Annotated in this window: 19 protein-coding genes; 11 read left to right on the top strand and 8 right to left on the bottom strand. The window is 62.9% G+C overall.

Features of this window, described 5'->3' with window-relative positions; translation table 11 throughout:
- The first annotated feature begins 39 nt into the window (after positions 1–39).
- Complete coding sequence (locus tag LMTR13_RS36925) at positions 40–1,053, top strand: 1-aminocyclopropane-1-carboxylate deaminase (protein ID WP_065733285.1); 1,014 nt, start codon at positions 40–42, stop codon at positions 1,051–1,053.
- Between the two features lie 8 nt (positions 1,054–1,061).
- Here the strand turns inward: LMTR13_RS36925 and recQ are convergent, their stop codons facing one another.
- From recQ to LMTR13_RS36905, 4 genes are all read right to left on the bottom strand, one after another.
- Positions 1,062–2,918, bottom strand: coding sequence for a DNA helicase RecQ (recQ, locus tag LMTR13_RS36920; RefSeq protein WP_065732028.1), 1,857 nt, complete (start codon positions 2,916–2,918; stop codon positions 1,062–1,064).
- A complete protein-coding gene (locus LMTR13_RS36915; protein ID WP_065732027.1) occupies positions 2,918–4,294 on the bottom strand; it encodes a vWA domain-containing protein in 1,377 nt (458 codons plus the stop codon). Before LMTR13_RS36915 ends, recQ begins: the two co-directional genes overlap by 1 nt.
- A gap of 7 nt (positions 4,295–4,301) precedes the next feature.
- Positions 4,302–5,249 (bottom strand): AAA family ATPase, encoded by a 948-nt coding sequence (locus tag LMTR13_RS36910; RefSeq protein WP_065732026.1) that lies wholly within the window; start codon positions 5,247–5,249, stop codon positions 4,302–4,304.
- Between the two features lie 109 nt (positions 5,250–5,358).
- Positions 5,359–5,991: an HAD-IA family hydrolase gene (locus tag LMTR13_RS36905; RefSeq protein WP_065732025.1), complete on the bottom strand. Its 633-nt coding sequence runs from the start codon at positions 5,989–5,991 to the stop codon at positions 5,359–5,361.
- A gap of 107 nt (positions 5,992–6,098) precedes the next feature.
- On the opposite strand from LMTR13_RS36905, the gene LMTR13_RS36900 reads away from it, so the two are divergent.
- Positions 6,099–6,860, top strand: a complete 762-nt coding sequence (locus tag LMTR13_RS36900; protein WP_197521193.1) for a S1 family peptidase — start codon at positions 6,099–6,101, stop codon at positions 6,858–6,860.
- Between the two features lie 117 nt (positions 6,861–6,977).
- Here the strand turns inward: LMTR13_RS36900 and LMTR13_RS36895 are convergent, their stop codons facing one another.
- The 3 genes from LMTR13_RS36895 to LMTR13_RS36885 form a co-directional block, all read right to left on the bottom strand.
- Positions 6,978–9,200 (bottom strand): acetate--CoA ligase family protein, encoded by a 2,223-nt coding sequence (locus LMTR13_RS36895; RefSeq protein WP_065732024.1) that lies wholly within the window; start codon positions 9,198–9,200, stop codon positions 6,978–6,980.
- A 165-nt stretch (positions 9,201–9,365) separates the two neighbouring features.
- Positions 9,366–9,944 carry a class GN sortase gene (locus LMTR13_RS36890; protein ID WP_065733283.1) on the bottom strand — a complete coding sequence of 193 codons (579 nt, stop codon included), beginning with the start codon at positions 9,942–9,944 and terminating at the stop codon, positions 9,366–9,368.
- 244 nt (positions 9,945–10,188) lie between these two features.
- The gene (locus LMTR13_RS36885) at positions 10,189–12,462 is read right to left on the bottom strand and encodes a marine proteobacterial sortase target protein (RefSeq protein ID WP_065732023.1); all 2,274 of its coding nucleotides are present in this window, start codon (positions 12,460–12,462) and stop codon (positions 10,189–10,191) included.
- A gap of 235 nt (positions 12,463–12,697) precedes the next feature.
- Between LMTR13_RS36885 and LMTR13_RS36880 the strand changes: the two genes are divergently transcribed.
- On the top strand, positions 12,698–13,462 hold the full coding sequence (locus LMTR13_RS36880) for a helix-turn-helix domain-containing protein (protein WP_065733282.1): 765 nt from the start codon (positions 12,698–12,700) through the stop codon (positions 13,460–13,462).
- On the opposite strand, the gene LMTR13_RS36875 is transcribed toward LMTR13_RS36880, so the two are convergent.
- Entirely contained in the window at positions 13,463–15,010 is a 1,548-nt protein-coding gene (locus tag LMTR13_RS36875) for an acyl-CoA synthetase (RefSeq protein ID WP_065732022.1), read from the bottom strand. It lies immediately after the preceding gene.
- A 207-nt stretch (positions 15,011–15,217) separates the two neighbouring features.
- Here LMTR13_RS36875 and LMTR13_RS36870 point away from each other — a divergent pair, with 207 nt between their 5' ends.
- The 8 genes from LMTR13_RS36870 (at position 15,218) to LMTR13_RS36835 (ending at position 24,650) form a co-directional block, all read left to right on the top strand.
- On the top strand, positions 15,218–16,357 hold the full coding sequence (locus LMTR13_RS36870) for an acyl-CoA dehydrogenase family protein (RefSeq protein ID WP_065732021.1): 1,140 nt from the start codon (positions 15,218–15,220) through the stop codon (positions 16,355–16,357).
- A gap of 141 nt (positions 16,358–16,498) precedes the next feature.
- Entirely contained in the window at positions 16,499–17,659 is a 1,161-nt protein-coding gene (locus LMTR13_RS36865) for an acyl-CoA dehydrogenase family protein (protein ID WP_065732020.1), read from the top strand.
- Between the two features lie 59 nt (positions 17,660–17,718).
- On the top strand, positions 17,719–18,930 hold the full coding sequence (locus LMTR13_RS36860; protein WP_065733281.1) for an acyl-CoA dehydrogenase family protein: 1,212 nt from the start codon (positions 17,719–17,721) through the stop codon (positions 18,928–18,930).
- Positions 18,931–19,066: 136 nt separating this feature from the next.
- Positions 19,067–20,284 (top strand): ABC transporter substrate-binding protein, encoded by a 1,218-nt coding sequence (locus LMTR13_RS36855; protein ID WP_065732019.1) that lies wholly within the window; start codon positions 19,067–19,069, stop codon positions 20,282–20,284.
- A 90-nt stretch (positions 20,285–20,374) separates the two neighbouring features.
- On the top strand, positions 20,375–21,031 hold the full coding sequence (locus LMTR13_RS36850) for a glutathione S-transferase family protein (RefSeq protein WP_065732018.1): 657 nt from the start codon (positions 20,375–20,377) through the stop codon (positions 21,029–21,031).
- Between the two features lie 132 nt (positions 21,032–21,163).
- Complete coding sequence (locus tag LMTR13_RS36845; protein WP_065732017.1) at positions 21,164–21,985, top strand: helix-turn-helix domain-containing protein; 822 nt, start codon at positions 21,164–21,166, stop codon at positions 21,983–21,985.
- A gap of 66 nt (positions 21,986–22,051) precedes the next feature.
- Positions 22,052–22,918: a beta-keto acid cleavage family enzyme gene (locus LMTR13_RS36840; protein ID WP_065732016.1), complete on the top strand. Its 867-nt coding sequence runs from the start codon at positions 22,052–22,054 to the stop codon at positions 22,916–22,918.
- A gap of 136 nt (positions 22,919–23,054) precedes the next feature.
- A complete protein-coding gene (locus LMTR13_RS36835) occupies positions 23,055–24,650 on the top strand; it encodes an AMP-binding protein (protein ID WP_065732015.1) in 1,596 nt (531 codons plus the stop codon).
- Positions 24,651–24,653: the final 3 nt, after the last annotated feature.

The following is a 24,653-nucleotide window of genomic DNA, read 5'->3' as shown; positions in this document are numbered from 1 at the left end:
TAGGCATTCCCGCGACATCAGACATCAACGGGGATGACCATGCTGGAGAAATTCGAACGCTATCCGCTCACCTTCGGGCCCACGCATATCGAAAAGCTGGAGCGGCTGTCGCAGCATCTCGGCGGCAAGGTCGAGCTCTATGCCAAGCGCGAGGATTGCAATTCGGGGCTGGCTTTCGGCGGCAACAAGCTGCGCAAGCTCGAATACATCGTGCCCGACGCGATCGCGTCCAACGCGGATACACTGGTTTCAATCGGCGGCGTGCAGTCCAACCACACCCGCATGGTTGCAGCCGTTGCGGCCAAGATCGGCATGAAGTGCCGCCTGGTGCAGGAAAGCTGGGTGCCGCATGAGGACGCGGTCTACGACCGCGTCGGCAACATCCTGCTCAGCCGCGTGATGGGCGCGGACGTGCGGCTGGTGGATGAAGGTTTCGATATCGGCATCCGCCAGAGCTGGGAAGAGGCGATTGCGGATGTGAAGGCCAAAGGCGGCAAGCCCTATGCGATTCCGGCTGGCGCTTCCGTGCACAAATATGGTGGCCTCGGCTATGTCGGGTTTGCCGAAGAGGTGAGGGCACAGGAGAAGGAACTCGGCTTTTCCTTCGATTACATCGTGGTCTGCACGGTCACCGGCTCGACCCATGCCGGCATGCTGGTCGGATTTGCCAAGGACGGCCGCGAACGCAAGGTGATCGGCATCGACGCGTCCTTCACCCCGGCGCAGACCAAGGCCCAGGTGCTCGAGATCGCCCGCAACACCGCAAATCTCGTCGAGCTGGGTAAGGAGATCGTCGAGGACGACGTCGTTCTGGTCGAGGACTATGCCTATCCAGCCTACGGCGTTCCCTCGGAAGAGACCAAGAAGGCCATCCGGTTGTGCGCGCGCCTCGAAGGAATGATCACCGATCCCGTCTACGAGGGAAAATCCATGCAGGGCATGATCGACCTCGTGAACAAGGGTTACTTTCCGAAGGAATCGAAAGTGCTTTACGCCCATCTCGGCGGCGCGCCGGCGATCAACGGTTACGCTTATACCTTCCGTAACGGATAGGTCGAGACTTACGCGTCGGCTGCGCGCACCACCGTCAGCAGTTTGTCGCCGTAATGTTCGAGCTTCTTGTCGCCGATGCCGGGGATGTTGCGGAGCTCGTTGAGCGTCGCCGGCCGCACGGCGGCGATGCCATCAAGCGTGGAATCATGCAGTACGACATAGGCCGGCACGTTGCGCTGGCGCGCAATCTCCGAGCGCCATGCGCGCAGCGCGGCTTGAAGAGGAGCGTGGGCGGGCCTCGCCTCGGTGCGCGGCGCAAGATCGCCACGCCTTGATTTGGCGCGGCTGGAGCGGATGCGCGTGCCCGGCGCCGCCTCGCGCAGCATGATTTCGGTCTCGCCCCTCAGGACGCCGCGCGCGCTCTCGGTCAGCTTAAGCGCGTTGAAGGCCTCGCTATCGGCCCGCAGATGGCCCATCGCGACCAGTTGCCGGATAACGGCACGCCACTGCTTTTCGTTAAGTTCACCGCCGATGCCGAACACGGACAGCTTGTCGTGCCCGAACTGCGTGACCTTCTCGGTCATGCGGCCGACCAGCACGTCGATCAGATGCATGGCGCCGAACCGTTGTCCGGTGCGATAGGCGCAGGACAACAGCTTTTGCGCTGATATCTTGCCGTCGCGAAGCTGCGGTGGCGACAGGCAGTTGTCGCAATTGCCGCAATTGGTACCCGTGACGGCCTCGCCGAAATAGCCAAGCAGGCGGCTGCGCCGGCAGCCCGCAGTTTCCGCCAGCGCCACCAGCGCATCGAGCTTGCCGATTGAGACGCGCTTGAACGCGTCGGATCCGGTGGATTCGTCGATCATGCGGCGCTGCTGCACGATGTCGGTCAGGCCATAGGCCATCCAGGCGCTGGATGGCTTGCCGTCGCGCCCGGCGCGGCCGGTTTCCTGGTAATAGGCCTCGATGCTCTTCGGCAGATCGAGATGCGCCACGAACCGCACGTCTGGCTTGTCGATGCCCATGCCGAACGCGATGGTGGCGACGATGACGATACCGTCCTCGTTGATGAAACGGTCCTGGTTGCGGGCACGAACGCTGGCGTCGAGCCCCGCGTGATAGGGCAGAGCCGGAATGCCGGCACTGGTCAGCGCTTCGGCGGTATCCTCGACCTTGGCGCGCGACAGGCAATAGACGATGCCGGCATCGCCGGCGTGACGTTCGACAATGAATGCCTTGAGCTGGGCCGGGGCGTTCTGCTTCTCGACGATCTCGTAGCGGATGTTCGGGCGGTCGAAACTCGAGATGAAGCTCGGCGCGCCGGTAAGTCCCAACCGGGTCACGATCTCCTTGCGCGTCATCTCGTCGGCGGTTGCCGTCAGCGCAATGCGCGGCACGTCGGGAAAGCGCTCGGCGATCACGGAGAGGCCGATATACTCGGGGCGGAAATCATGCCCCCATTGCGACACGCAATGCGCCTCGTCGATCGCAAACAGCGCGATATTGGCTTGTCCGAGCAGGGAAAGGCAGCGCGGCGTCAATAGCCGTTCCGGCGCGACATAGAGCAGGTCGAGGTCGCCGGCCAGCAGCCGCCGCTCGACTTCGGAGGCTTCGTCAAACGACAGCGTCGAATTCAACACCGCCGCGTTGACGCCGGCCTCCAGAAGCCCCGCGACCTGGTCGCGCATCAGCGCGATCAGCGGCGACACCACGATGCCGCAGCCCTCGCGCAGCAGCGACGGCAACTGGTAGCACAGCGACTTGCCGCCGCCGGTCGGCATCAGCACCAGGCAATTGCCGCCGTCAGTCACGTGCCGAACGATTTCTTCCTGCGCGCCGCGAAAGGCGGGCAGGCCGAACACGGAATTCAGGACGGACAGCGCGTCGGGGGCATTGCCGCGGGGAAGAGCTGCCGGAGAAGACATTACTGATAGCTCGCCACGATGTCAGACACCGCGCGTTCAAGCTGCTTGGCGGTCGCGCATTGGCGGACGACAGTGCAGAAGGTCGAATAGCGCAGCATTTCCGAATCGCCCCAGCCCCAGGCCATGCGGCCCTCCGGATTGAGCCACACCAGCCGCTTCGACCGCTCGGCGATGCGGCGCAGAATGTCCGCACGAGGGTCGAGGTTATTGCTGCGGGCGTCGCCGAGCACGATCACGGTGGTCTGCGGCGTGATCGCGCCCATCCACTCATCCTCAAAGTCGGCGAGGGAACTGCCGTAGTCGGAGGAGCCGAAGCCGACTTTGGACATGATCTCGGCCATCGCTTCTTCCGGCGATTTCGATTCCAGGATGTCGCTGACGTCGATGAGGTGTCCGGAAAACGCGAACGAGCGGACGTCGTCCACGACCTCATGCAGGCTGTGGATCAACAGCAGGAAGAAATCCGAAACCCGCGCCACTGAGCCAGAGACGTCGCACAACGCCACGATCTTCGGCTTGTCGCGATGACGACGCTTCCACGCGGTGAGGAACGGCACGCCGCCCCAGGCGGCGTTGCGGCGGATGGTGCGGCGGACGTCGAGATGGCCGCGGCGCTGGCGCTTGCGTGGCTTGGAGTAGCGCTCGCGGAGGCGTCGGGCGATCTGGCGGATTAGATGCCGCATCTGCTCGACCTGCCGCGGCTCGATCCGCGACAGCGGCGCATTGCGCAAAATCTCGTTGCGCAGGTTCTCGGCTTCCTCGCGCCCGTAGAGCATCAACGCCTGCGAAACGGTGTCACGAACCGTGCCGCGCAATCCATCCAGCGCGTTGGTCAACCGCTCTGCCAGCGCCGGGTTGGTCGCCGCGAGATTGTCGAGATCGTCGCGCAGGCGCTGGATGCCCATCTGGTCGAGGATGCGGCCGGAGAAGATACCGCGCTGCGTGAAGTAGCGGATGTCGGACAGCGACGCCGCGCTTGCCGCGTTGGCAATCGCAGCCGAAATCTGGTTGCGGTCCTGCGCCAGCAGCATTTGCGCGAGCTGACCAAGCCCTTCGGCTTGCTCGTCACCGCCGCTTGTCTCGCCCGGTGAATCCGACCCTGCGTTGGAGCCCTTCGCATCCTGCTCGTCCGCCTTGCCATCTTCGGGCGGCGATTGCGGCTCGGGCTGATCGAAGAACAGGTCAAAACAATCGCCGAGCGCCTTCTTCTCGTCCTGCGTTTTGGCGAGCGTCAGCAGAAAGGTGTCACGCAGGATCGCCCGGTCGGTGAAGCCGACCTTGGAGACAGCCCGCATCGCGTCGATGCTTTCCGCCGGCGAGAGCCTGACGCCTGCGCCCCGCGCCGCACGAAAGAAGCGATGCAGGTTCTCGCGCATTTGCCCATCACCCGAAGACGTTTTGCCGCGAGGCCTTGGCGATGAAGGTAGAGACCTGGGGCATCGTGGCCTCGATATCCGCTTCGTATTTCAGGAGGACGTTCAGCGTATCCTTGACCATCTCATGGCCAAGCTCGGGCGCCTGCAGCAGCACGAGCACCCGCGCCCAGTCGATGGTCTCGCTCACTGACGGCAGCTTCTTCAGGTCGAGCGTGCGGACCTCGTGGATGAAGCTCACCATCTGCCGGCGCAGCGTCTGCGAAATGCCGGGCACGCGGCTCTCGACGATCCGTTCTTCCAGCTTCTGCTCGGGAAAGCCGATATGCAGATGCAGACAGCGCCGCTTCAGCGCGTCGCCGAGGTCTCGCTCGCTGTTCGAGGTCAGGATCACCGTCGGCGGCGACACCGCAACCACCGTGCCGAGTTCCGGTATCGTCACCTGGAAGTCGCTGAGGATTTCCAGAAGCAGCGATTCGAACTCGGCGTCCGATTTGTCGATTTCGTCAACCAGCAGCACGCAGCCGGCGGGCTGTTCCAGCGCCTGCAGGAGCGGCCGCGGCTCGACGAATTCCTTGGAGAAGAACACGTCGCCGAAATCGTGAAGCTGATTGAGCGCCGCCTCCAGCGTCGGCGCGCCGCCCAGCACTTCGCCGAGCTTGTCCTTCAGAATCTGCGTATAGAGAAGCTGCTTGGCGTACTTCCACTCGTAGAGCGCCTTGGCCTCGTCGAGCCCCTCATAGCATTGCAGGCGGATCATCTTCATGCCGCGCCAGGCGGCGATCGCTTTCGCCAGCTCGGTCTTGCCGACGCCAGCGGGGCCTTCGACCAGAATGGGTTTTTCGATCTGCTGCGCCAGATAGACCGCGGTCGCTATCTGGCGGCTCGCAATGTAGCCTTGCGCCGCAAGACCGCTTTCCACTGCCTCGATCGAGGCCGAAGGCCTGGTATCAGCCACGGGGTTTAAACTCCGAATTCGATAGATTTCAGAGTGTTCTGCCTGCGTTCCCGGCAAAGGACAAGCGTCGTTTAGGCATAAGGAGCGCGCAAATTCGGGCTTTTTCCGCCTAGCGCAATGCCAGCCCGGTGGCAGCCTCAAGCTCTTTGATCGCTTGCGTCGCACTGACCACCTTGATCGTGGTCATCCCCATCTCGCGCGCCGGCTTCAGATTGACGCCGAGGTCGTCGAGATAGACGCAGTTCTTGGGATCGACATTCAGCGTCTCAACCATCATCCGGTAGATGCGCGGATCGGGCTTCCGAAGGCCGATTTTCGCGGACTCGATGATATGGTCGAACAGCGCCATCACTTCGGCGACATAGAGCGTACGGCCGCTGTGGCTGCCGATCGCGTTGGCGGGCAGGTTGTTGGTGATGCAGCCGGTCCTGAATTTTGCCTTGACGCGCTTGAGCGCCTCGACCATCTCGGGCCGCAGATCGCCGGACAATAGCGGCAGCACGTCCTTGCCGCGAACCGCCGCGCCCAGCGCCAGCGATTCGGCCGCAAACAATTCGTCGAAGGCTTCGATATCGACCTCGGCGCGCTCGAATTTCGCCCAGGCGTTTTCGAGATGATTGGCGGCGTTGGTACGCCGGATGATGTCGGCCGGCAGCCCGCGCTCGGTCTCGAACCGCGTGAATGCCTCGAATGGCGAGGTGGTCAGCACGCCGCCGAAATCCCAGATCACAGCCTCGATCATGTTCCCTGCCTGAAATAGCTATTGCCAGCGGCTAACACGGAATGTCCGTGAGAGCCAGCCCGTTCCGCCGCTTGGCGATGCGCGCGCCGCGGGCTATTGCTGCGGCGATGAAAATCCTGCCTCGCATCGTTACCGGCCTCACGCTGCTGCTCTCGACTTCCGCGCATGCCATCGTCGGCGGCGGTGCACCGTCGACCGAGGGCCTCGGCCGCTCGATCGTCACCATCGTCGGCTCGCGCGGCAATTTCTGCACCGGGGCCTTGATTGCCCCAAGGCTGGCGCTGACGGCGGCGCACTGCGTGCAGCCCGGCGCGGAATACAAGATCGTCGAATATGGTGCGGACAGGCAGCCCTCGCTGAAGGACGTGAAGAGCATCGCCATTCATCCTGGCTTCAATATGCAGGCGATGTCGGGACACCGCGCGACGGCGGATGTCGCGTTGCTGCAGCTAGCCGCCCCGCCCAAGGGGAAGACGCCGGCCACGCTGGGATTGCCCAGCATTCCGATCAACGTCGGCAGCCGCTTTACCATCGCGGGCATCGGCGTAACTGTGCGCGGCGACGGCAAGAGCGGCGGCACCATCCGCGTCGCCGGCCTGGTCGCGACCGGCAGGCCGGGAACGTTGCAGATCAGGCTGGTCGATCCGGTGGGGCAGGGCACGCGTGAGGGGCTCGGCGCCTGCACCGGAGATTCCGGCGCGCCGGTGTTCGAGGACAAGCCAAGTGGTCCCGTCATCATTGGCGTGGTGAGCTGGTCGACCGGGCCGAACGGCAGTGGAGGCTGCGGCGGCATGACCGGCGTCACGCCGCTGACGCTGTATCGGGACTGGATTTTGCAGACTGCGCAGAAGTGGGGCGCGGGGTTGTAGCTTGCTCGGTGCCGTAGGGTGGGCAAAGGCGCGCTAGCGCCGTGCCCACCATCTTTCCAAGTCGATGGACTGAATGGTGGGCACGCTTCGCTTTGCCCACCCTACGGATTCCGTGACTCAATGCCCAGCCGCCTTGCTTGCAGCGGCGTTGTTCAGCACGATCAGGCCGTCGACGGCGACGCCGACCTTGCTGTTGATCAGGAACGGATTGACGTCGATCGACGCGATCCGGTTGCCGGCATCTGCCATCAGGTTGGAGAGGCCGACAAGCGCCTTCACGGCGGAAGGCTCATGCAGCGCCGGCTTGCCGCGATAGCCCTTCATCTTCACGCCGGCCTTGGTCTTGGCGATCAACTGTTTCGCCTCGGCTTCATCCAGCGGCGCGCCGGCCAACGCGACGTCCTTCATCAGTTCGATGTCGACGCCACCGGTCCCGAACAGCACCACCGGACCCATCTCGGCGTCGAGCGAGGCGCCAACCACGAGTTCGAGATCGGCCTTGACCTGCTGTGCGATCAGAATGCCTTCCAGCTTCGGCTTGCTCTTGATCTTCTTCACCCGCGCGGTGATGTCGTTGAACGCCTTCTTCACCTCGGCCGCGCTGTTGAGGTTCAGCACCACGCCGCCGATGTCGGATTTGTGCAGGATGTCGGCGCTGACCACCTTTGCGACGACGGGAAAGCCGATCTTCTTGGCGATCTTCATTGCCTCCGCCGCCGTCTGCGCGATTTCTTCCTTGGAAACCGGAATACCATAGGCCTTGAGCAACTTTTTCGACGCGACCTCGTCGAGTGCGGCGGCACCGTTGGCACCTTTGAGCGTCTTCTCCAGCACCGCGCGCGCGGAAGCTTTCGAGCTCGAAACGATATCGGGTACTTCCTTGCGCAAGGAAGAATATTCGAGCAGCGACTTGATAGCCCCGACCGCCCGGTCGAGGCCCTGCATCACAGCGACGTTCGGCAGCGACTTGCGCAGGGCCTTGGTGAACTCGGTGAACCCGATCGACATTGCGCTGATATAGACCACGGGCTTGTTGGCGGCGCCCGCCATCTCGTTGACGAGGCGCAGATTGCGCTCGCGCAATTCGTGCGGCGCCTTCGGCAATTCGGCGTCGATGATGACGATGTCGGTATCGGGATCGTCGATCATGATCTTGATCGACTTGATGTAGACGGAAGGATCCACGACCGCGGCAAATCCGGCATCGAGCGGATTGCCGACGATACTGCCGGGGCCGAGCATTTGCGCCAGTTGCGCCGTCGCATTCGGGCTGAGCGGCGCGAAGTTCAGGCCGGCCGAATAGAACGCGTCGATCAGGAGGCCACGCTTGCCGCCGGAGAGCGATACGGCGGCGAGACGGTTGCCCTTCGGCGGATCGGCATGGACGAAGCATTCGGTGGTCTCGATCAATTCGTCCAGCCCGCGGACGCGGATCACGCCTTCGCGCGTCGAGATCGCGTCGAAGGTTTCGATCGAGCCTGCAAGCGCGCCGGTATGCGCCATCGCCGCTGCGCGGCCACCTTCGGAGGCGCCTAACTTCAGCGCGATCACCGGCTTGCCGGCGGCGCGCGCGGCCTTGCAGGCTTCGCGGAACACTTTCGTGTTCCGGACACCTTCGAGATAGACGACGATGACGCGGATCGAGGGATCGGCCGCAAAATAAGTCATCAGGTCCGGCGTCTCGAGCCCGGTCTCGTTACCGGTGGTCACCATGTAGCCGACGCCGACGCCGCGATCCTCCAGTGTCTGCCGGATTGCCATCACGATCGCGCCGGATTGCCCGACGATCGCGACAGGACCGGCCTCCATTGTGACAATGCGATCGTCGATATTGGTGAACAGCTTTTCGCCCGCGCTCAGATTGCCGAGGCAGTTTGGACCGGTGACGGCGAGGCCGGTCTCGCGCACCGCCTCCTTCAACTCAACCGCCAGCCGCTGGCTGTCCTCGTCCTGCAACTCGCTGAAGCCCGACGTGACGATGGTGGCGGAGCGCGCGCCGGCCGCTGCGGCGTCGCGGATCACCTGCACGGCGAAACGCGCCGGCACCAGCACCAGCACGTGATCGGGCTTTTCGGGGAGGCTTGCAAAATCCTTGTAACAGGGCACGCCCCAGATCGTTTCGCGCTTGGCGTTGACCGGAAACAGTCCGCCTTCGTAACAGTACTTGATCAGATTGTTCCAGATGCGCTCGGCATAGTTGCCGGGCTTGTCGGTGGCGCCGACCAGCACGATGTTGCGCGGGTGCAGCATCGCATGGATGCTCTTGACGATGTCGCTGGCGTCGGGCGAGGGCGACCATTTTTCGGCTGGATGCGATGCGGTGCTTGCCTGAGCGTCCATGGATATCCCTAACTCTGTTGCTCTTGGCCGCGGCAGTCGAGAATGATCGTCCCGCCATGACTTTCTTTTGATTGAAACCTTTTTATTGGGCCTTGGCGAGGGTGGCAACACGCGTTGCGCGATGAGCGCCATTCGCGCCGCGCAAGATTTCCCGGCTCACAGAATTTAGTGCGTATTTGATACGGGTCCGATCATCGTGGCGTGCACAAGATAGCGTTCCGGCCCCTGCGTCAGCGCGTCGAACGGCCAGCAGGTCGACAGCACCAGTTCATGCCCGCCCGCGAGCGGATCGATACCGGAGGCATCGAAGCGCACGACCGAAGTCGTATCCACCCGATAGCGGAACCTCCGGCCGTCACGTCTGGTAACGTCGATCTCGTCGCCGACGACGACGTTCTTCAAGAAGGCAAAATGCGTGTCTCGATGCGCCGAATAGACAGCGACGCCGCGTTCGCCGGCGTCGGGCGTTTGTTCGACATGACCCGGGCCGAAGGCGAGCGCCTGTCCGCTGCTGCCTGCGAGCACGATAGCGCTGGCACCGATCCGCTTCACCTCGACACGGGCGACCGGCCAGGTGTCGGCCCACGACCACGGCTTTGTCTCACGCCCGGTTGCGATGGTTTTCTCAAAGGCTCGCTCCAGCAGGACCTGTGCGAGCAGCGCCTTGGCGTGAATGTACGCTCCTTGGCCGAACAGGATCAGGCCGATGAGTGCGAGAAGGAGAGGGAGGATGAAGCGGGACATCGGGACACTCTGCCCGTCATTGCGAGCCAACGGATCGAGCGAATGCGCGCCCGATGACAGGCTCCGCGAAGCAAGCCAGCTCTCCATGCTGGGATAGATGGATTGCTTCGTCGCTTCGCTCCTCGCAATGACGGTCGTGGTGGTTGAGAAAGAAAAGCGGCGCGCGCGGCTCTGGGGGGACGGGTGGAAGCCGCGCGCGCTCTGGAAAGAGGAGGTCGGGGGTCCCTCCTCCTTTCAGCCGACGTCAACGCAGTGACATCTGACGTCGATTGAACACGAGGACGATCAGGCTGAACGTGAGCAGGATCACACCCGCAATCATCTTCAGTTCGGCGTCCGTCGCCGTCCTCGGCAGCGTGACGGTGCTCGGCACCTGGGTGACGACAGGGTGAGCCCGCTTTAGCGCGGCAATCTGAACCCGCGCCTCCTCCGTATCCGCGCGCCGTTCCATCGGCGTTGCCGGAGCGCGTGGGCGATCGCCGAATACTTTCTCAAGATCCCAGCCCGCGGGCAGGTTGATCGGCAGTTCCGAGACCTTGAGCGGCTCGCCCTGCGGACGGCTCGGCGTCTTGTCGACTGCGACCAGGCTGGTCAGCCGCGTGACGAGTTGATGCTCCAGCGCCAGCGCGAGGATGGCCTTGTCGGCATCTTCCGGCGTCGACTGCCGTGTAGTGCGCGCGACTTCGGCGTCCGCGATCTTGCGGCGTGCCCAGAGCTTGGACAGGCCTTTGCCTTCGGCTGCGTTTGCCAGCGGCAGGATGACAGTCCACGGGCGATCGCCAATGCGGCCCTTGATCTCGACCGAGCCGGCGAGCTTGTCGAGTTTGGCCGCGAGCACCAGCGGCTCGTCGCGGTAGACGTCGGGAATCGCGGCCGGCGTCATGTCGGCGCTGGCGTCGGAGAATTTTGCGACCAGATTGGTCACCGCGGGATTCTCCAGCTTGACGAACAGCCCGCGCATGCGCTCTTCGACCTGCTCGACCGAACCGATATGGGTGAAGGTGCCGCGGCCGAGCTCGGCTGCGCGTGTCATCAGGTAGGTGTTCGGCGCTGAGCCGATGCCGACCATGAAGATACGCGAGCGGCCGCGCAGCGCGCTGATGGTTTCGAATAGTTGCTGCTCGTTGCCGATGGCGCCATCGGTCAGGAAGACGACCTGCCGGACGTAGTTGGCATCGCCGGCCTTGTCGGACAGCGCCGCGCGCATCGCCGGCACCATCTCTGTGCCGCCATTGGCCTGCAGCGCGCCGACGAAGGAAGTCGCCCGGTTGATATGTTCGCTGTCGGCCGGCACGGCTGATGGGAACAGCACATCCATGGTGTGGTCGAACCGGATGACGTTGAAGCGATCATTGGGCTGCAGGCGCCCGAGCGCATAGATGAGGCTCGCCTTGGCCTGGATGATCGAGACGCCGCCCATCGAGCCGGAATTGTCGATCACGAAGATCACTTCGCGCGGCAGCGACTTCTGCTGCGCCTGCTCGACCGACGGCGGCGTGACGAAGGCGAGCAGGTAATCGTTGTCGCTGACGCGCTCGCGGAACAATCCGACCGAGGGCGCCGTCTCGGCCACCGGCTTCCAGGTCAGTTCGAAATCGCGATCCGCCGGCACCGGGCCTTCGGCCAATCGAACAATGCTCGTATTCGCGTCCGGCTTCTCGGTCTTGATCGCGTGATGGTGGCTCTTGATTTCGCCGAGCGGGAAGCCGGCCTGCAGCCGAACCGTGATGCGGGTCGGGTTGACCGGCGCGTTGGTCGCAGAGTCGAGCACTTCGGGCGAGATGCGGTCGCGATCCGGAACGGGATCGGATTTGACCGAACCCCAGCCGCCGCCATCGGCCCGGAAATCGACGCTCTGCACGACCGGTGCGGGATTGTAGCGTGGGGCAACCACCATCGGCACCCGCAGCGAGGACGCGTCGCCGGATTGCTGCACCGGCTCCTGATATTCGATCTGCACCAGCACGGTTTCGCCGGGGCCGATATTGGCGACCGAATTGGTGAAGATGTTCGGCCGCTCCTGCTCGGTCAGCGCCGCCTTCTGCCCATTCTGCTTCGCCTGTTCATAGATCGCCTTCGCCTGCTGCCGCTCCTTGATGTCGGCAACCACGACGCGATCGCCGATTACCATCTTCAGCGAATCGACCGCGCCCCCTGCCGGGAGCGGATAGACGTAGACCGCCTCGACCCAGTCTTTCGAAGGATTACGGAAGATCTGGGTGACGCGGGCGCGGACGGTGGGGCCGGATACGGTGAGATCGACGTCGACGCCGAGCCGTGACGCATCGGCATATCCCTCGTCGATCTTGAGGAGCAGTGAGCCGGCGCGTGCATCGCCGGGCTTGAGGAAATTAGATTGCAGGCGCTCCGCCGACCATACAGGCTCGAAGCTCACAAATAATGCCGCAAACCCGACCAGAACTACGGCAACGCCTTGCATCACAAAGAACAGTACCAGCCTGATCAGGCTGGGCTGCTCGCTGCGTTCGTCGGCCTCAATTTCGTCGCATGTCGTCATGTCGCTTAACTCCCGAACGGCGATCTCGCCGCGTTGAAGGTGTGGAATTCAGCGATTTGGCGCGAGCGGAATGATCGGCATTGTTCGGTCGCCGGCCAGCGCGGCCCGCCGCGGTAGGGGCGCCTTTGTGCGGGTTTGTGATGGATTGTGCGTCTGGTACACTGAGCATGATCCCGAAAAGTGGGTACCGGTTTTCGGAAAAGATCATGCCCAAAGGAGGCAAGCAGGGGTGACGATGCCGACGCCGGACAAGCAGCTTTCTGCCGAACAAAGCCGGCAGATTGCCGACACGATTCGTGAGGAGATCGCCCGCCGCCGCATCTCCCGGCAGTCTCTGGCCGAACTCGCAAAACTCAGCCTTTCGACGCTGGAAAAAGTGCTGGGCGGCCGCCGCCCGTTCACCCTCGCCACCACCGTCCGGCTCGAGCAGGCGCTCGGCGTTTCCTTGCGCAAGACGCCAGAGGCGCCGGCGCCCTTGCCTGCCGTCAATGGCGAGGTCGCTCCCGATGACCTCGGCGCCTATTCACGCCGCGCGGTCGCCTGGATCGAGGGGACCTATGTCACGGTGCGCCCTTCGTTCGGCGACAAGGACGCGATCTTCGCCTACCGCACCGAGATCACCTGGGACAATGCGGCGTCATCTCTGGTGTTTCACGAGAGCGAGCGGCAGGATGCGGCCTTCACCCAGTTCGGCGAAGTGGCGGTGCCGAACCAATCAGGCCACATCTATCTCGTCACCAACCGGCATGGCCAGCATCGCCTGATCACGGTGGCGCGGCTGGCGATTTCGGGCGAGATGTACGGCATCATCACCACATTGCTCGCAGGCCGCGGCTCCTCGCTGACGCCGATCGCCGCGCCAATCGCCTATCTGCCGATCAAGATGGTCGCGAGCCCGACCTTCGGCCGGGTTTCGGCCGATGATCCCAATTACGTGCAGTACCGCCAGCATTTGCGGCGAACGACGGAAGAGCCGTTCGCGCTGTTTCTGCCGGGATAATCACGACGCAAGCTTGTCGGTCGCTGTGGGCGCGTTGAACTGCCTGCGCAGCGTCGGCTTGTGAATCTTGCCCGTGGCATTGCGCGGCAGCGCATCGACGAACTCGATCAGCCGCGGGCATTTGAAGCGCGCCAGGTTGGCGGCGCAATGGGCGTGAATTTCGGCAGATGTCAATGTGTGGCCGGGCTTCACGGCGACAATCGCCATGCCGACCTCACCCCATTGCTGATCGGGGATGCCGATAACGGCAGCCTCCGCGATTGCGGTGAGCTGATGCAGCACGCTCTCGACTTCGGCCGGATAGACGTTCTCGCCGCCGGAAATGTACATGTCCTTCCAGCGGTCGACGATGTAGTAGAAGCCTTCCTCGTCGACGCGCGTGGCGTCACCGGTGTGCAGCCAGCCGTCGGTGAAGGATGATTGGTTGGCGTCGGGCCGGTTCCAGTAGCCGGGCGTGACGTTCGGCCCCTTGACCCAGAGTTCGCCGAGCTCGCCGACATCCGCGTCCGTCCCGTCGGGGCGGACGATCCGCACTTCCGTATGCAGCACCGGCTTGCCAGACGAGCCGGCCTTGCGCGCGGCGTCCTCGCGGTCGAGCGCCAGCACGGCCGGCGACGTCTCGGTCATGCCGTAGCCCTGCTGCAGAGCGACGCCGCGCTCTTCCCATACTTTCAGGAGCGGCACCGGCATCGGCGCGCCGCCGACGCCGCCGATCACGAGGCGGCTGAAATCGGCTGTCGCAAACGAGGGATGCTGCGCCATGAATTGGTAGATCGACGGCACGCCGAAGAATTGTGTAATGCCGTATGCTGGATCGCTGATCAGTTGCAGCGCCAGACCAGGATCGAACGCACGCATGATCAGGACAGTGCCGCCGGCATGCAGCACCGGGTTGGTGTAGCAATTGAGCCCGCCGGTGTGGAACAGCGGCAAGACGGTGAGCAGCACGGTCGACGGCGAGACATAGGCGGGGCCGCCAAGATTGACGCAATTCCAGAACGTCATGCCGTGGGTGATGATCGCGCCCTTGGGCTGGCCTGTGGTGCCCGAGGTATACATGATGGTCGAGATGTCATCATGGGTGATGTTCTCGAAGCGTTCGAGCGGCTTCGAAGCCGTGATCGCCGCTTCATAGGAACCGCCGGGGCCGAACAGCAGCGCCGATGAAATGTTGCAGAGTTTGGCAACCGTCAGCGCGACTTCCGCAAGGTCGGTGTCGTGGATCATGACCGTCGGCGAGGCATCGCCGACGATGAACTGCAATTCCGGAACCGTAAGCCGCGTATTCAGCGGCAGGAAGACCGCCCCTAACCGGCCGCAGGCGAACTGCACTTCGAGCGTATCTGTCGTGTTCAGTGCCAGCACGGCCACGCGGTCGCCGCGCTTGACGCCGAGCTTGTCGCGCAGATGAGTGGCCAGGCGCGAAATGCGGGCGTCGAACTCTGCGTATGAGAGGCGGCGGTCACTCGCGAGGTCGATGGCCGCAATCTTGCCCGGCGTGCGGCGGCCGAAATGGGCGATCCAGTCGTAATAGCGTACCGAGGGCATGCTTCCTCCAGGGCAGGGCGGTCTTGCGCCGCCTGATATCGGCCGATCTTATCTCATTTTTATCTGATGAAGCCGGCATATCGGCGTAATGTCTTGCGTTGTGTAGCTGGTCGCAGCGCCAAGTTGGCCGCAGCCGCTCAACGCAAGTTTGCGCCGGCCAAATCGGGGCATCGTGATCCCTGGAGGAAAAGCATGCTGGAGCGTACAATGGTGCAAAGCCCGTTCTATACGGCGGACCATGAAGCGTTCCGCGATGTGATGCGCCGCTTCGTAGCGCGCGAGATCGAACCCTTTGCTCATGAATGGGACGAGGCCGGCGAGTTTCCCCGCGAACTCTATCGCAGGGCGTCCGAGATCGGGCTGCTCGGGCTCGGCTTCCCGGAAGAATATGGCGGAGTGCCTGCCGACCAGTTCATGAAAATCGTGGCGTCGCAGGAGCTGGCACGCGCCGGCGCCGGCGGGGTCAGCTCGAGCCTGATGAGCCACACCATCGGTTCGCCGCCGATCGCGCACGCTGCAAAGCCCGAGGTCAAGGCGAGGGTGCTGCCGCAGGTGCTGGCGGGCCAGAAGATTTCGGCGCTCGCGATCACGGAGCCGAGCGGCGGCTCCGACGTTGCCAACCTCCGCACCAAAGCGCGGCGCGAGGGCGATCATTACGTCGTCAGCGGCGAGAAGACTTTTATCACCTCCGGCATGCGGGCCGATTATCTGACCGTTGCGGTGCGCACTGGCGCTGAGGGACCGGGCGGCGTCAGCCTCCTGCTGATCGAAGGCGATACGCCGGGCCTGTCGCGCACGAAGCTCAAGAAGATGGGCTGGTGGGCGTCGGATACCGCGACGCTGCATTTCGACGAGTGCCGCGTGCCGGTAGAAAACCTGATCGGTGAGGAGGGCCAGGGCTTCAAGATCATCATGCGCAATTTCAACAGCGAGCGCATGGGCATGGCGGCGAGCTGCACGGCCTATGCCCGCGTCTGCGTCGAAGAGGCGATTGCCTATGCCAAGGAGCGCAAGACCTTCGGCAAGCCGATCGCGCAGCACCAGGTGATTCGTCACAAGATCGTGGATATGGCGCAGAAGGTTGCGGCGTCGCAGGCGATGCTGGAAATGCTGGCGTGGCGGCTCGGGCAGGGCGAGAGCCCCGTTGCCGAAATCTGCATGATGAAGAACCAGGCCACGCAAACCATGGCGTTCTGCGCCTCCGAGGCGGTACAGATTTTCGGCGGCGCCGGCTTCATGCGCGGCGTCAAGGTCGAGCGCATCTACCGCGAGGTCAAGGTCAACGCCATTGGCGGCGGCACCGAGGAGATCATGAAAGATCTCGCTTCACGGCAGATGGGATTGTGAGGCAAGCACCGTCATTCCGGGGCGCGCGGAGCGCGAACCCGGAATCCAGAGCTGGTGAACCGAGATTCTCAGATGCGCAATTGCGCATCGTGGTTCGCCCGCTTCGCGGACGCCCCAGAATGACGAAGGAAAAATGAAACGATGCTCTTCACCGCCGATCACGACGAACCCCGCCGCATCCTGCAAAAATTCATCGCCGCCGAGATCAATCCCTTTGTTGACGAATGGGAGAAGAACGACATTTTCCCGGCGCATGAATTGTTCAAGAAGCTTGGCGACCTCGGCTTTCTCGGCCTCAACAAGCCAGTCGAGTTCGGCGGCCAAGGACTCGATTATTCCTACGCGCTGATGATGGCCGAGGAACTCGGCGCCATCAAATGCGGTGGCGTGCCGATGGCGATCGGGGTGCAGACCGATATGGCTACTCCTGCGTTGGCGCGGTTCGGCTCCGATGAGGTGCGCCACGAATTTCTGGCGCCAGCGATTGCGGGCGATGCGGTTGCCTGTGTCGGCGTATCGGAGCCGGGTGCCGGTTCCGACGTCGCCTCGATCAAGACGAGTGCGCGTTCCGACGGGGACGATTACGTCATCAACGGCGGCAAGATGTGGATCACCAACGGCGTGCAGGCCGACTGGATCTGCCTGCTCGCCAACACCAGCGACGATCAGGTCCACCGCAACAAGTCGCTGATTTGCGTGCCGATGAAAGCCAGGGGCGTGCAGGTGGCGCGCAAGCTCGACAAGCTGGGCATGCGCTCGTCCGATACCGCGCAGATCTTCTTCGACAATGTCCGGGTGCCCAAGCGCAACCGGATCGGCGAGGAAGGCAAGGGCTTTACCTACCAGATGATCCAGTTCCAGGAGGAGCGGCTGTGGGGCGCGGCGGCCTGCCTCAAGGCGCATGAATACATCATCGCCGAAACGATCGAATATACCCGCAACCGCAAGGCTTTCGGCGGCTCGATCCTCGATAACCAGACCGTGCACTTCAAACTTGCTGAAATGCAGACAGAGGTCGAACTGCTGCGCTCGCTGATCTATCGTGCCGGCGAAGCGCTTGTTGCCGGCGAGGACGTGACGCGGCTTGCTACCATGGCCAAGCTCAAGGCCGGGCGTCTTGGCCGCGAACTCACCGACGCCTGTCTGCAGTATTGGGGCGGCATGGGCTTCATGAACGAGACGCCTGTCAGCCGGGCCTATCGCGACAGTCGCCTGACCTCGATCGGCGGCGGCGCGGACGAGGTGATGCTGATGGTGCTGTGCAAGATGATGGGCACGCTGCCCGGCGTGAAGCAGAAATAGCGGCGAAACGAGATCGGCGGGTCGTGCCGCAGTCCCACAATCATGAATGGAAAATCGAGATGCTCTATCAGGAGAGCCAGAAGGTCGTCGAACTGACGCATCGTCTTCAGTCCTTCATGGACCGCTATGTCTATCCGAATGAGGGGCGGTACTATCGCGAGGCGGAAGATCTGGGTCCCTGGAAGGTTTTCCCCGTGGTTGAGGAACTGAAGCCCAAAGCCAAGGAGGAGGGGCTTTGGAATCTGTTCCTGCCGGAAAGCGAGCATGGTGCCGGCTTGACCAACCTCGAATACGCGCCGCTATGCGAGATCATGGGGCGGTCGCATCTCGCGCCGGAGCTGTTCAATTGCTCGGCGCCCGACACCGGCAATATGGAAGTGCTGGCGCGCTATGGCACCAGGGAGCATCAGGAGCGGTGGCTCAGGCCGCTACTCGAAGGCGAAATCCGCTCCTGCTTTGCCATGACCGAGCCGGCCGTTGCCTCCAGCGACGCCACCAATATCGAGAGCTCGATCGTTCGCGATGGCGATCATTACGTCATCAATGGCCGCAAGTGGTATACGACCAACGCGACCGATCCACGCTGCAAGATCTGTATCTTCATGGGCAAGACCGATCCGGACAATCCGGATCGCCATCGCCAGCAGTCGATGATCCTGGTGCCGATGGATACGCCCGGCATTCGGGTGCTTCGCCCGCTTCCCGTGTTCGGGTTCTACGGCGTGCCCGATCGCGCGTCGGAAGTCGTATTCGAGAACGTGCGTGTTCCCGCAACGAACATGCTGCTCGGCGAGGGACGGGGCTTTGAGATTGCGCAGGGGCGTCTTGGTCCCGGCCGCATCCATCATTGCATGCGGTTGATCGGACTTGCCGAACGGACCCTCGAGAAGATGTGCGTCCGGACCCGCAGTCGCGTTGCCTTCGGCAAGCCGGTTTCGGAGCAAACTGTCACGCAGGAGCGGATCGCGGAGTCGCGTATCATGATCGAGCAGGCGCGGTTGTTGACCCTGAATGCGGCTCACATGATGGATACAGTCGGCAACCGGGCGGCGAAGGCCGAGATCGCGATGATCAAGGTCGCGGTTCCAAACATGGCGTGTCAGGTCGTCGACTGGGCTATTCAGGCGCACGGCGGCGGCGGCACCAGCAACGATTTCGGGCTGGCCGCGGCCTATGCTACCGCGCGTCTGCTTCGCCTGGCTGACGGCCCGGATGAGGTCCATCGCAATCAGATTGCCCGCCTCGAACTGCGGAAACACAGCAACGCCTGAGACTGAATGGCGGTTCACGCACCGCGCCTGTGGCCAGCACATAGACGCAAGACCGGAAGCCTTGCAGCCTCCTACGTTTCATTCGACGACTGCGCGAAGCGTAGTGCAGCCGGGGAACGTAACCTGGGAGGAAGGCATGACCACGCTCAACCGTCGTTCGCTTTTGGCTGGATCGGCAGCGGCCGGTGTCGTGGCGCTTGCGGGCCCCTCCCGTGCCGAAGACACTCCCGGCGTTACCGCGACTGAGATCAAGGTCGGCTGCACCACTTCGCTGAGCGGACCGGTGTCGGCGTTGGGCACGATCGCGAAATGCTCGGATGCCTATTTCCGTATGATCAACGACCAGGGCGGCATCGCCGGCCGCAAGATCAATTTCATCTATTATGACGACGCCTTCAATCCGGCGAAAACCGTCGAGCAAACCAGGAAGCTGATCGAAAGTGACAATGTCGCCTTCCTGTTTTCGATGCTCGGCACGGCGCCGAACTCGGCCGTGGTCAAGTACGTCAATTCAAAGAAGGTGCCGCATCTGTTCCTGTCGGTGAACGGCGACAAATGGGGCGATTACCAAAACTACCCCTGGACCATGGGCTTTGCGCCGAGTTCGAGAACCGAGGCGCAGATCTTCGCCAAATACGCGCTGAGCCAGAAGCCCGACGCGAAGTTTGCCCTGCTCTACCAGAACGACGACCTCGGCAAGGATTTCGTCAACGGTCTGCGCGACGTGATGGGGCCGCGCTACGATTCCATGGTGAAGGCGGTGTCATACGAAGTCACCGATCCGACGATCGATTCGCAGGTGGTCGCGCTGCGCGCCAGCAACGCGGATGTGCTGATCTCGGGCGTCACGGCGAAGTTTGCCGCGCAGTCGATCCGGAAGGTCTACGAACTCGGCTGGAAACCGATGCATTTCGTCACCAGCGGCGCAGCCTCTGTCGCCTCGACCATCATGCCGGTCGGGGCCGAGCGCGCGGTCGGTGTCATCACCTCGGTATATATCAAGGATCCGTCCGATCCGGCGTGGTCGGAAGATCCGGCGATCAAGGACTACCTCATATTCATGGCGAAGTACTACGGCGAAGGGAATCCGAAGGAGTTCCTCAACGCGTACGGCTATACGGTGACGTCGGTGCTGCGCGTCCTGCTTGAGCAGTGCAAGGGGAATTTCAGCCGCGAAAGCATTATGCGGGAGGCGAACAACCTCAGGAATGTCGAGGTCCCGACGCTGTTGCCAGGCGTCCGTGTCAACACTAGCCCGACCAACCACCATCCGTTGCGTCAGATGCAGTTGCAGCGCTGGGATGGAAAAGGCTATGTCCGGTTCGGCAATATCATCGAGGGGGCAGATCTCTGACCGCGGCGCCCGCCGGAACGTACGAAGATATCGTTGCGGACGGCCTGCCGGCGTTCCAGACTGCCTGCTATCAAGAAAAGGGGACGCCTGATGATCACGCTCTATCACTGCGACGGCGCGCGCTCGTTCCGTCCCCTCTGGATGCTGGAAGAGATGGGCCTGCCGTATGAGTTGAAGATGCTGCCGTTCCCGCCACGGGTGTTCGCCAAGGAATATCTCGCCATCAATCCGCTCGGCACCATTCCGTTCATGATCGACGGCGAGACCAAGATGACGGAGTCCTCCGGCATCTGTTATTACCTCGGCACCAAATACGGCCCGACGCCGCTGGTGGTTGGGCTGCACGACCCGGCCTATGGCGCCTTCCTGAACTGGATGTTTTTCAGCGACGCCACGCTGACCTTTCCGCAGACGCTGGTGCTGAGATACAGCCAGCTCGAGCCGGAGGAACGGCGGAACCCGCAAGTCGCCGGCGACTACGCCAAATGGTTCCTGGGTCGGCTGCGCGCGGTCGAGGCAGCGACCGCCAATGCCGAAAACCTGTGCGCCGGCCGGTTCACCGCAGCCGATATCGTCAACGGCTATGCGCTGCGGCTGGCCGACAATATCGGCCTGGCCAAGGATTTCGGGCCGAATGTCAGGGCCTATTGGGCTCGGCTGCAGGAACGCGAAGGCTATCAGCGCGCGGTTGCGGCTGAGCGCAAGGCAGGCATCGAGCAAAACGTCGCGCCGCGCGTCCGGGCCTGAGGGGTTGCGTCATTCCGGGTCTGGTCCTTCGGACCATGCCGGAATGACGGATTCTGCCATGGCCACGTCCTGAATTTCAGCTATGGTTGCTCCCATCGCAGCGGCCAGAGAGCCGCGCGAGGAGGACGAGCCATGGACGACAACGGCCACAAATCCGGCCACCTGATGCTGATCACCCCGGAGCGCGTATTCTACGCCGGCCTGCTCGGCCGTCCGCGGCAACGCTGCTCGGGGGCATTCAATATCTACGTCTCGATCGAGGGCGGACTTTGGCTGACGACCGCCGATGGCCGTGAGAGCCATGGCGAGATGGTCGCCGTACTTCCGAACATCAGGCACACCATCGCCAGCGACTATCGCTCGGTGCTGAGCGTCGTGATCGAACCGGAGAGCGTTCGCCCCGGTGTGCTCGAAGACCTTGCCAACCGCCTCGCGGGGCCTGCGGGCGAAGCTTTCACCAGTCGCATCCGCACCGCCTATAGCGAACTGCGCGAGCATCACGCAGGCGACGAGTTCACCAGCGCCGAATTCGATACTCTCTGTCTTGGCGAAGCGTTGCCGCGGCGGGTGGTCGACCCGCGCGTGGCGCGCGCGATTCTGCAGATCGGACAATTCACCGGCGAGCCGGTGACGGCGGCAAGCTGCGCGGCGGAAGCCGGATTGTCGCCGTCGCGCTTCCTGCATCTGTTCAAGGAGGAGACAGGAATTTCTTTCCGCTCGTTCCGCGCCTGGAAGCGCGCGCGGCATCTGTTGCACTTCGCCAACCAGGACATCAACCTTGCGCATCTGGCGCAGGACATCGGCTATCCCGATTCCACGCATTTCAGCCACTCGATCCGCCGCTTCTACGGGCTGAAGCCGCGCGCGATCTTCTCCGGCTCGCGCGATCTTGCGATCTATAGCCACCGACGCGCCAGCATCGACAATAGCGGGTGGACGCAAGAAGCCGGCTGATGCCGGACGCATGATCGCTCAAGATAGTTCTGCGATCTTTCGCGTCTTGCAATCGAAGGCTGATCCATGGGCGACAAGGCCGTCATTACATGTTCGCTGAACGGCGTGCTGACTGATCCGAAACAGCACAATGTGCCTGTCACGCCGGAGCAGATGGCGCACGAGGCCAGGGCCGCGTTCAACGCCGGCGCCAGCATCATGCACATCCATCTGCGCCAGCAGGAGCCGAACAAGGGGCATCTGCCGTCCTGGGACGTCAACGTGTCCAAGGAGATTCAGCAGGCGATACGCGAGGCCTGCCCCGGCGTCATCATCAATCACACCACGGGTACGTCGGGTCCGAAATATCAGGGGGCGCTTGATTGTGTGCGCGAGACCAGGCCCGAGATCGCCGCCTGCAATGCCGGCTCGCTGAATTATCTCAAGGTGAAGGCCGACAACACCTGGGCCTGGCCGCCGATGATGTTCGACAACGCGGTCGAGAAGGTGCAGGACTATCTCGACGCGATGAAGGAGGCGGGCACGATTCCCGAATTCGAATGTTTCGACGTCGGCATCGTACGCTGCGTCGGCATGTATCGTCAGACCGGCATGTACTCCGGGCCGCTGGAATACAACTTCGTGATGGGCGTTGCGTCAGGCATGCCGGCCGACCCGGAGCTGCTGCCGATCCTGTTGAAGCTGAAGCTGCCGGAAGCGCATTGGCAGGTGACCGCGATCGGCCGCGCCGAAATCTGGCCGCTGCACCAGCGCTGCGCCGATCTCGGCGGTCACTTGCGTACCGGGCTTGAAGATACGTTCTATCTCGCCGACGGCACCAAGGTGACTTCGAACGGGCAGTTGATAGAGGCCATCGCTGCCTGCGCACGGCGCGCGGGCCGTGAGATCGCCAGCCCGGCGGAAGCGCGAAAGATTTTCGGAACGAAACACTGAGCGTCTGATGTCTCGCGTCATTGTGAGCGCGGCGAAGCAATCCATTTCACTGCAAGGAAGCATGGATTGCTTCGCTCGCAATGACGACGTGTCAGGCGCTTCCGGTCACATTCAAGTCGTCTAAGGGGCGAATCACATGACCAATCTGACAGCGACCGGCGGCGTACCCGGTCCCGGGCGCATCGGGCGGGTGGCGATCGGCGATCTCCTGAAGCGCGCCGCGGCGCGCTTTCCCGACCGCATCGCGCTCACCGACGGTGCGCGTCGCGTGACCTTCACCGAGCTCGAACGGGACGCCAACCGGTTTGCGAACTATCTCGTCCAGCGTGGCCTGAAGCCGGGTGAGAAGATTTCGACCATCTGCAACAATTCGGTCGAATTCGTCAAAGCGCTGTTCGGCATCCACCGCGCAGGCCTCGTCTGGGTGCCCATCAACACCATGCTCGGCCCGGCTGATATGGATTACATCCTCGATCATGCCGAGGTGCGTTTTGCGCTGATCGACGACGTCATGCATGCGCAGGCCGACCGCCGCGCTGTACTGGAAAAGCGCGGCATGCAGATGATCGCGATCGACCTGGCCGGCAAGGTCGCTGCGACGGGCCTGGAGAATTTCAACGACCTGCTGAAAGGCCAATCCGAGATCGAGCCCGATATCGAGTTCGACGATCGCGATTTGGCGATGATCATCTACACGTCAGGCACGACGTCGCGGCCCAAGGGGGCGATGCACTGTCATCTTGCCGTTGTCATGGCCGTGATGAGCAACGCCATCGAAATGAAGCTTGGCCGGGAGGACGGCATCACCGGGCAGTTTCCGCTGTTCCACTGCGCCGGCCATGTGCTGCTGTTGAGCTATCTGTCGGTCGGCGGCCGCATGGCGCTGATGCGCGGCTTCGATCCCGTGGTCTGCATGGAAGCCATCGTGCGCGACAAGCTGACGGTCTTCGTCGGCCTGTCGCTGATGTACCAGGCGATCCTCGATCACCCGCGCCGGAAGGAGTTCGATCTTTCGGGCTTGCGGACCTGCATCTATACCATGGCGCCGATGGGCCGGCCGCTGCTCGAGCGCGCTATGGCCGACATGTGTCAGAACTTCGTGCTGACATCAGGCCAGACCGAAATGTATCCGGCCACCACGATGTCGCAGCCGGACCGCCAGCTCCAACGCTTCGGCAATTATTGGGGCGAATCGTTGATCGTCAACGAGACCGCTATCATGGACGACAACGGAAATCTGTTGCCGCGTGGCGAGGTGGGCGAACTCGTGCATCGCGGGCCGAACGTGATGATGGGGTATTACAAGGATCCCAAGGCGACCGAAGAGGCGCGCAAGTTCGGCTGGCACCACACCGGCGATCTCGCACTGATCGATGAGCACGGCGAAGTGCTGTTCCTGGACCGCAAGAAGGACATGATCAAGTCCGGCGGGGAGAACGTCGCCTCCGTCAAGATCGAGGAGACGCTGCTTGCCCACCCTGCCGTGCAGAACGCCGCAGTGGTCGGTCTGCCGCATCCGCAATGGGGCGAGGCAGTGTCTGCCTTTGTCAAGTTGAAGCCGGGGGCGCAAGCCGATGAAGCCGGAATTGCCGAACATTGCCGCAAGCATCTCGGCGGCTTCCAGGTCCCGAAGCTGGTGCGTATCCTCGACGAAATGCCGATGACAGCGACCGGCAAGCTGCGCAAGGTCGAATTGCGGCAGGCCTTCAGCGAACATTTCACTGGAAAGTAGATC

Origin of the sequence: Bradyrhizobium icense (assembly GCF_001693385.1) — a bacterium.
Taxonomy (GTDB): domain Bacteria; phylum Pseudomonadota; class Alphaproteobacteria; order Rhizobiales; family Xanthobacteraceae; genus Bradyrhizobium; species Bradyrhizobium icense.
Note: the sequence above shows the minus strand (reverse complement) of the source record. Positions and strands in the feature narration are given on the sequence as shown.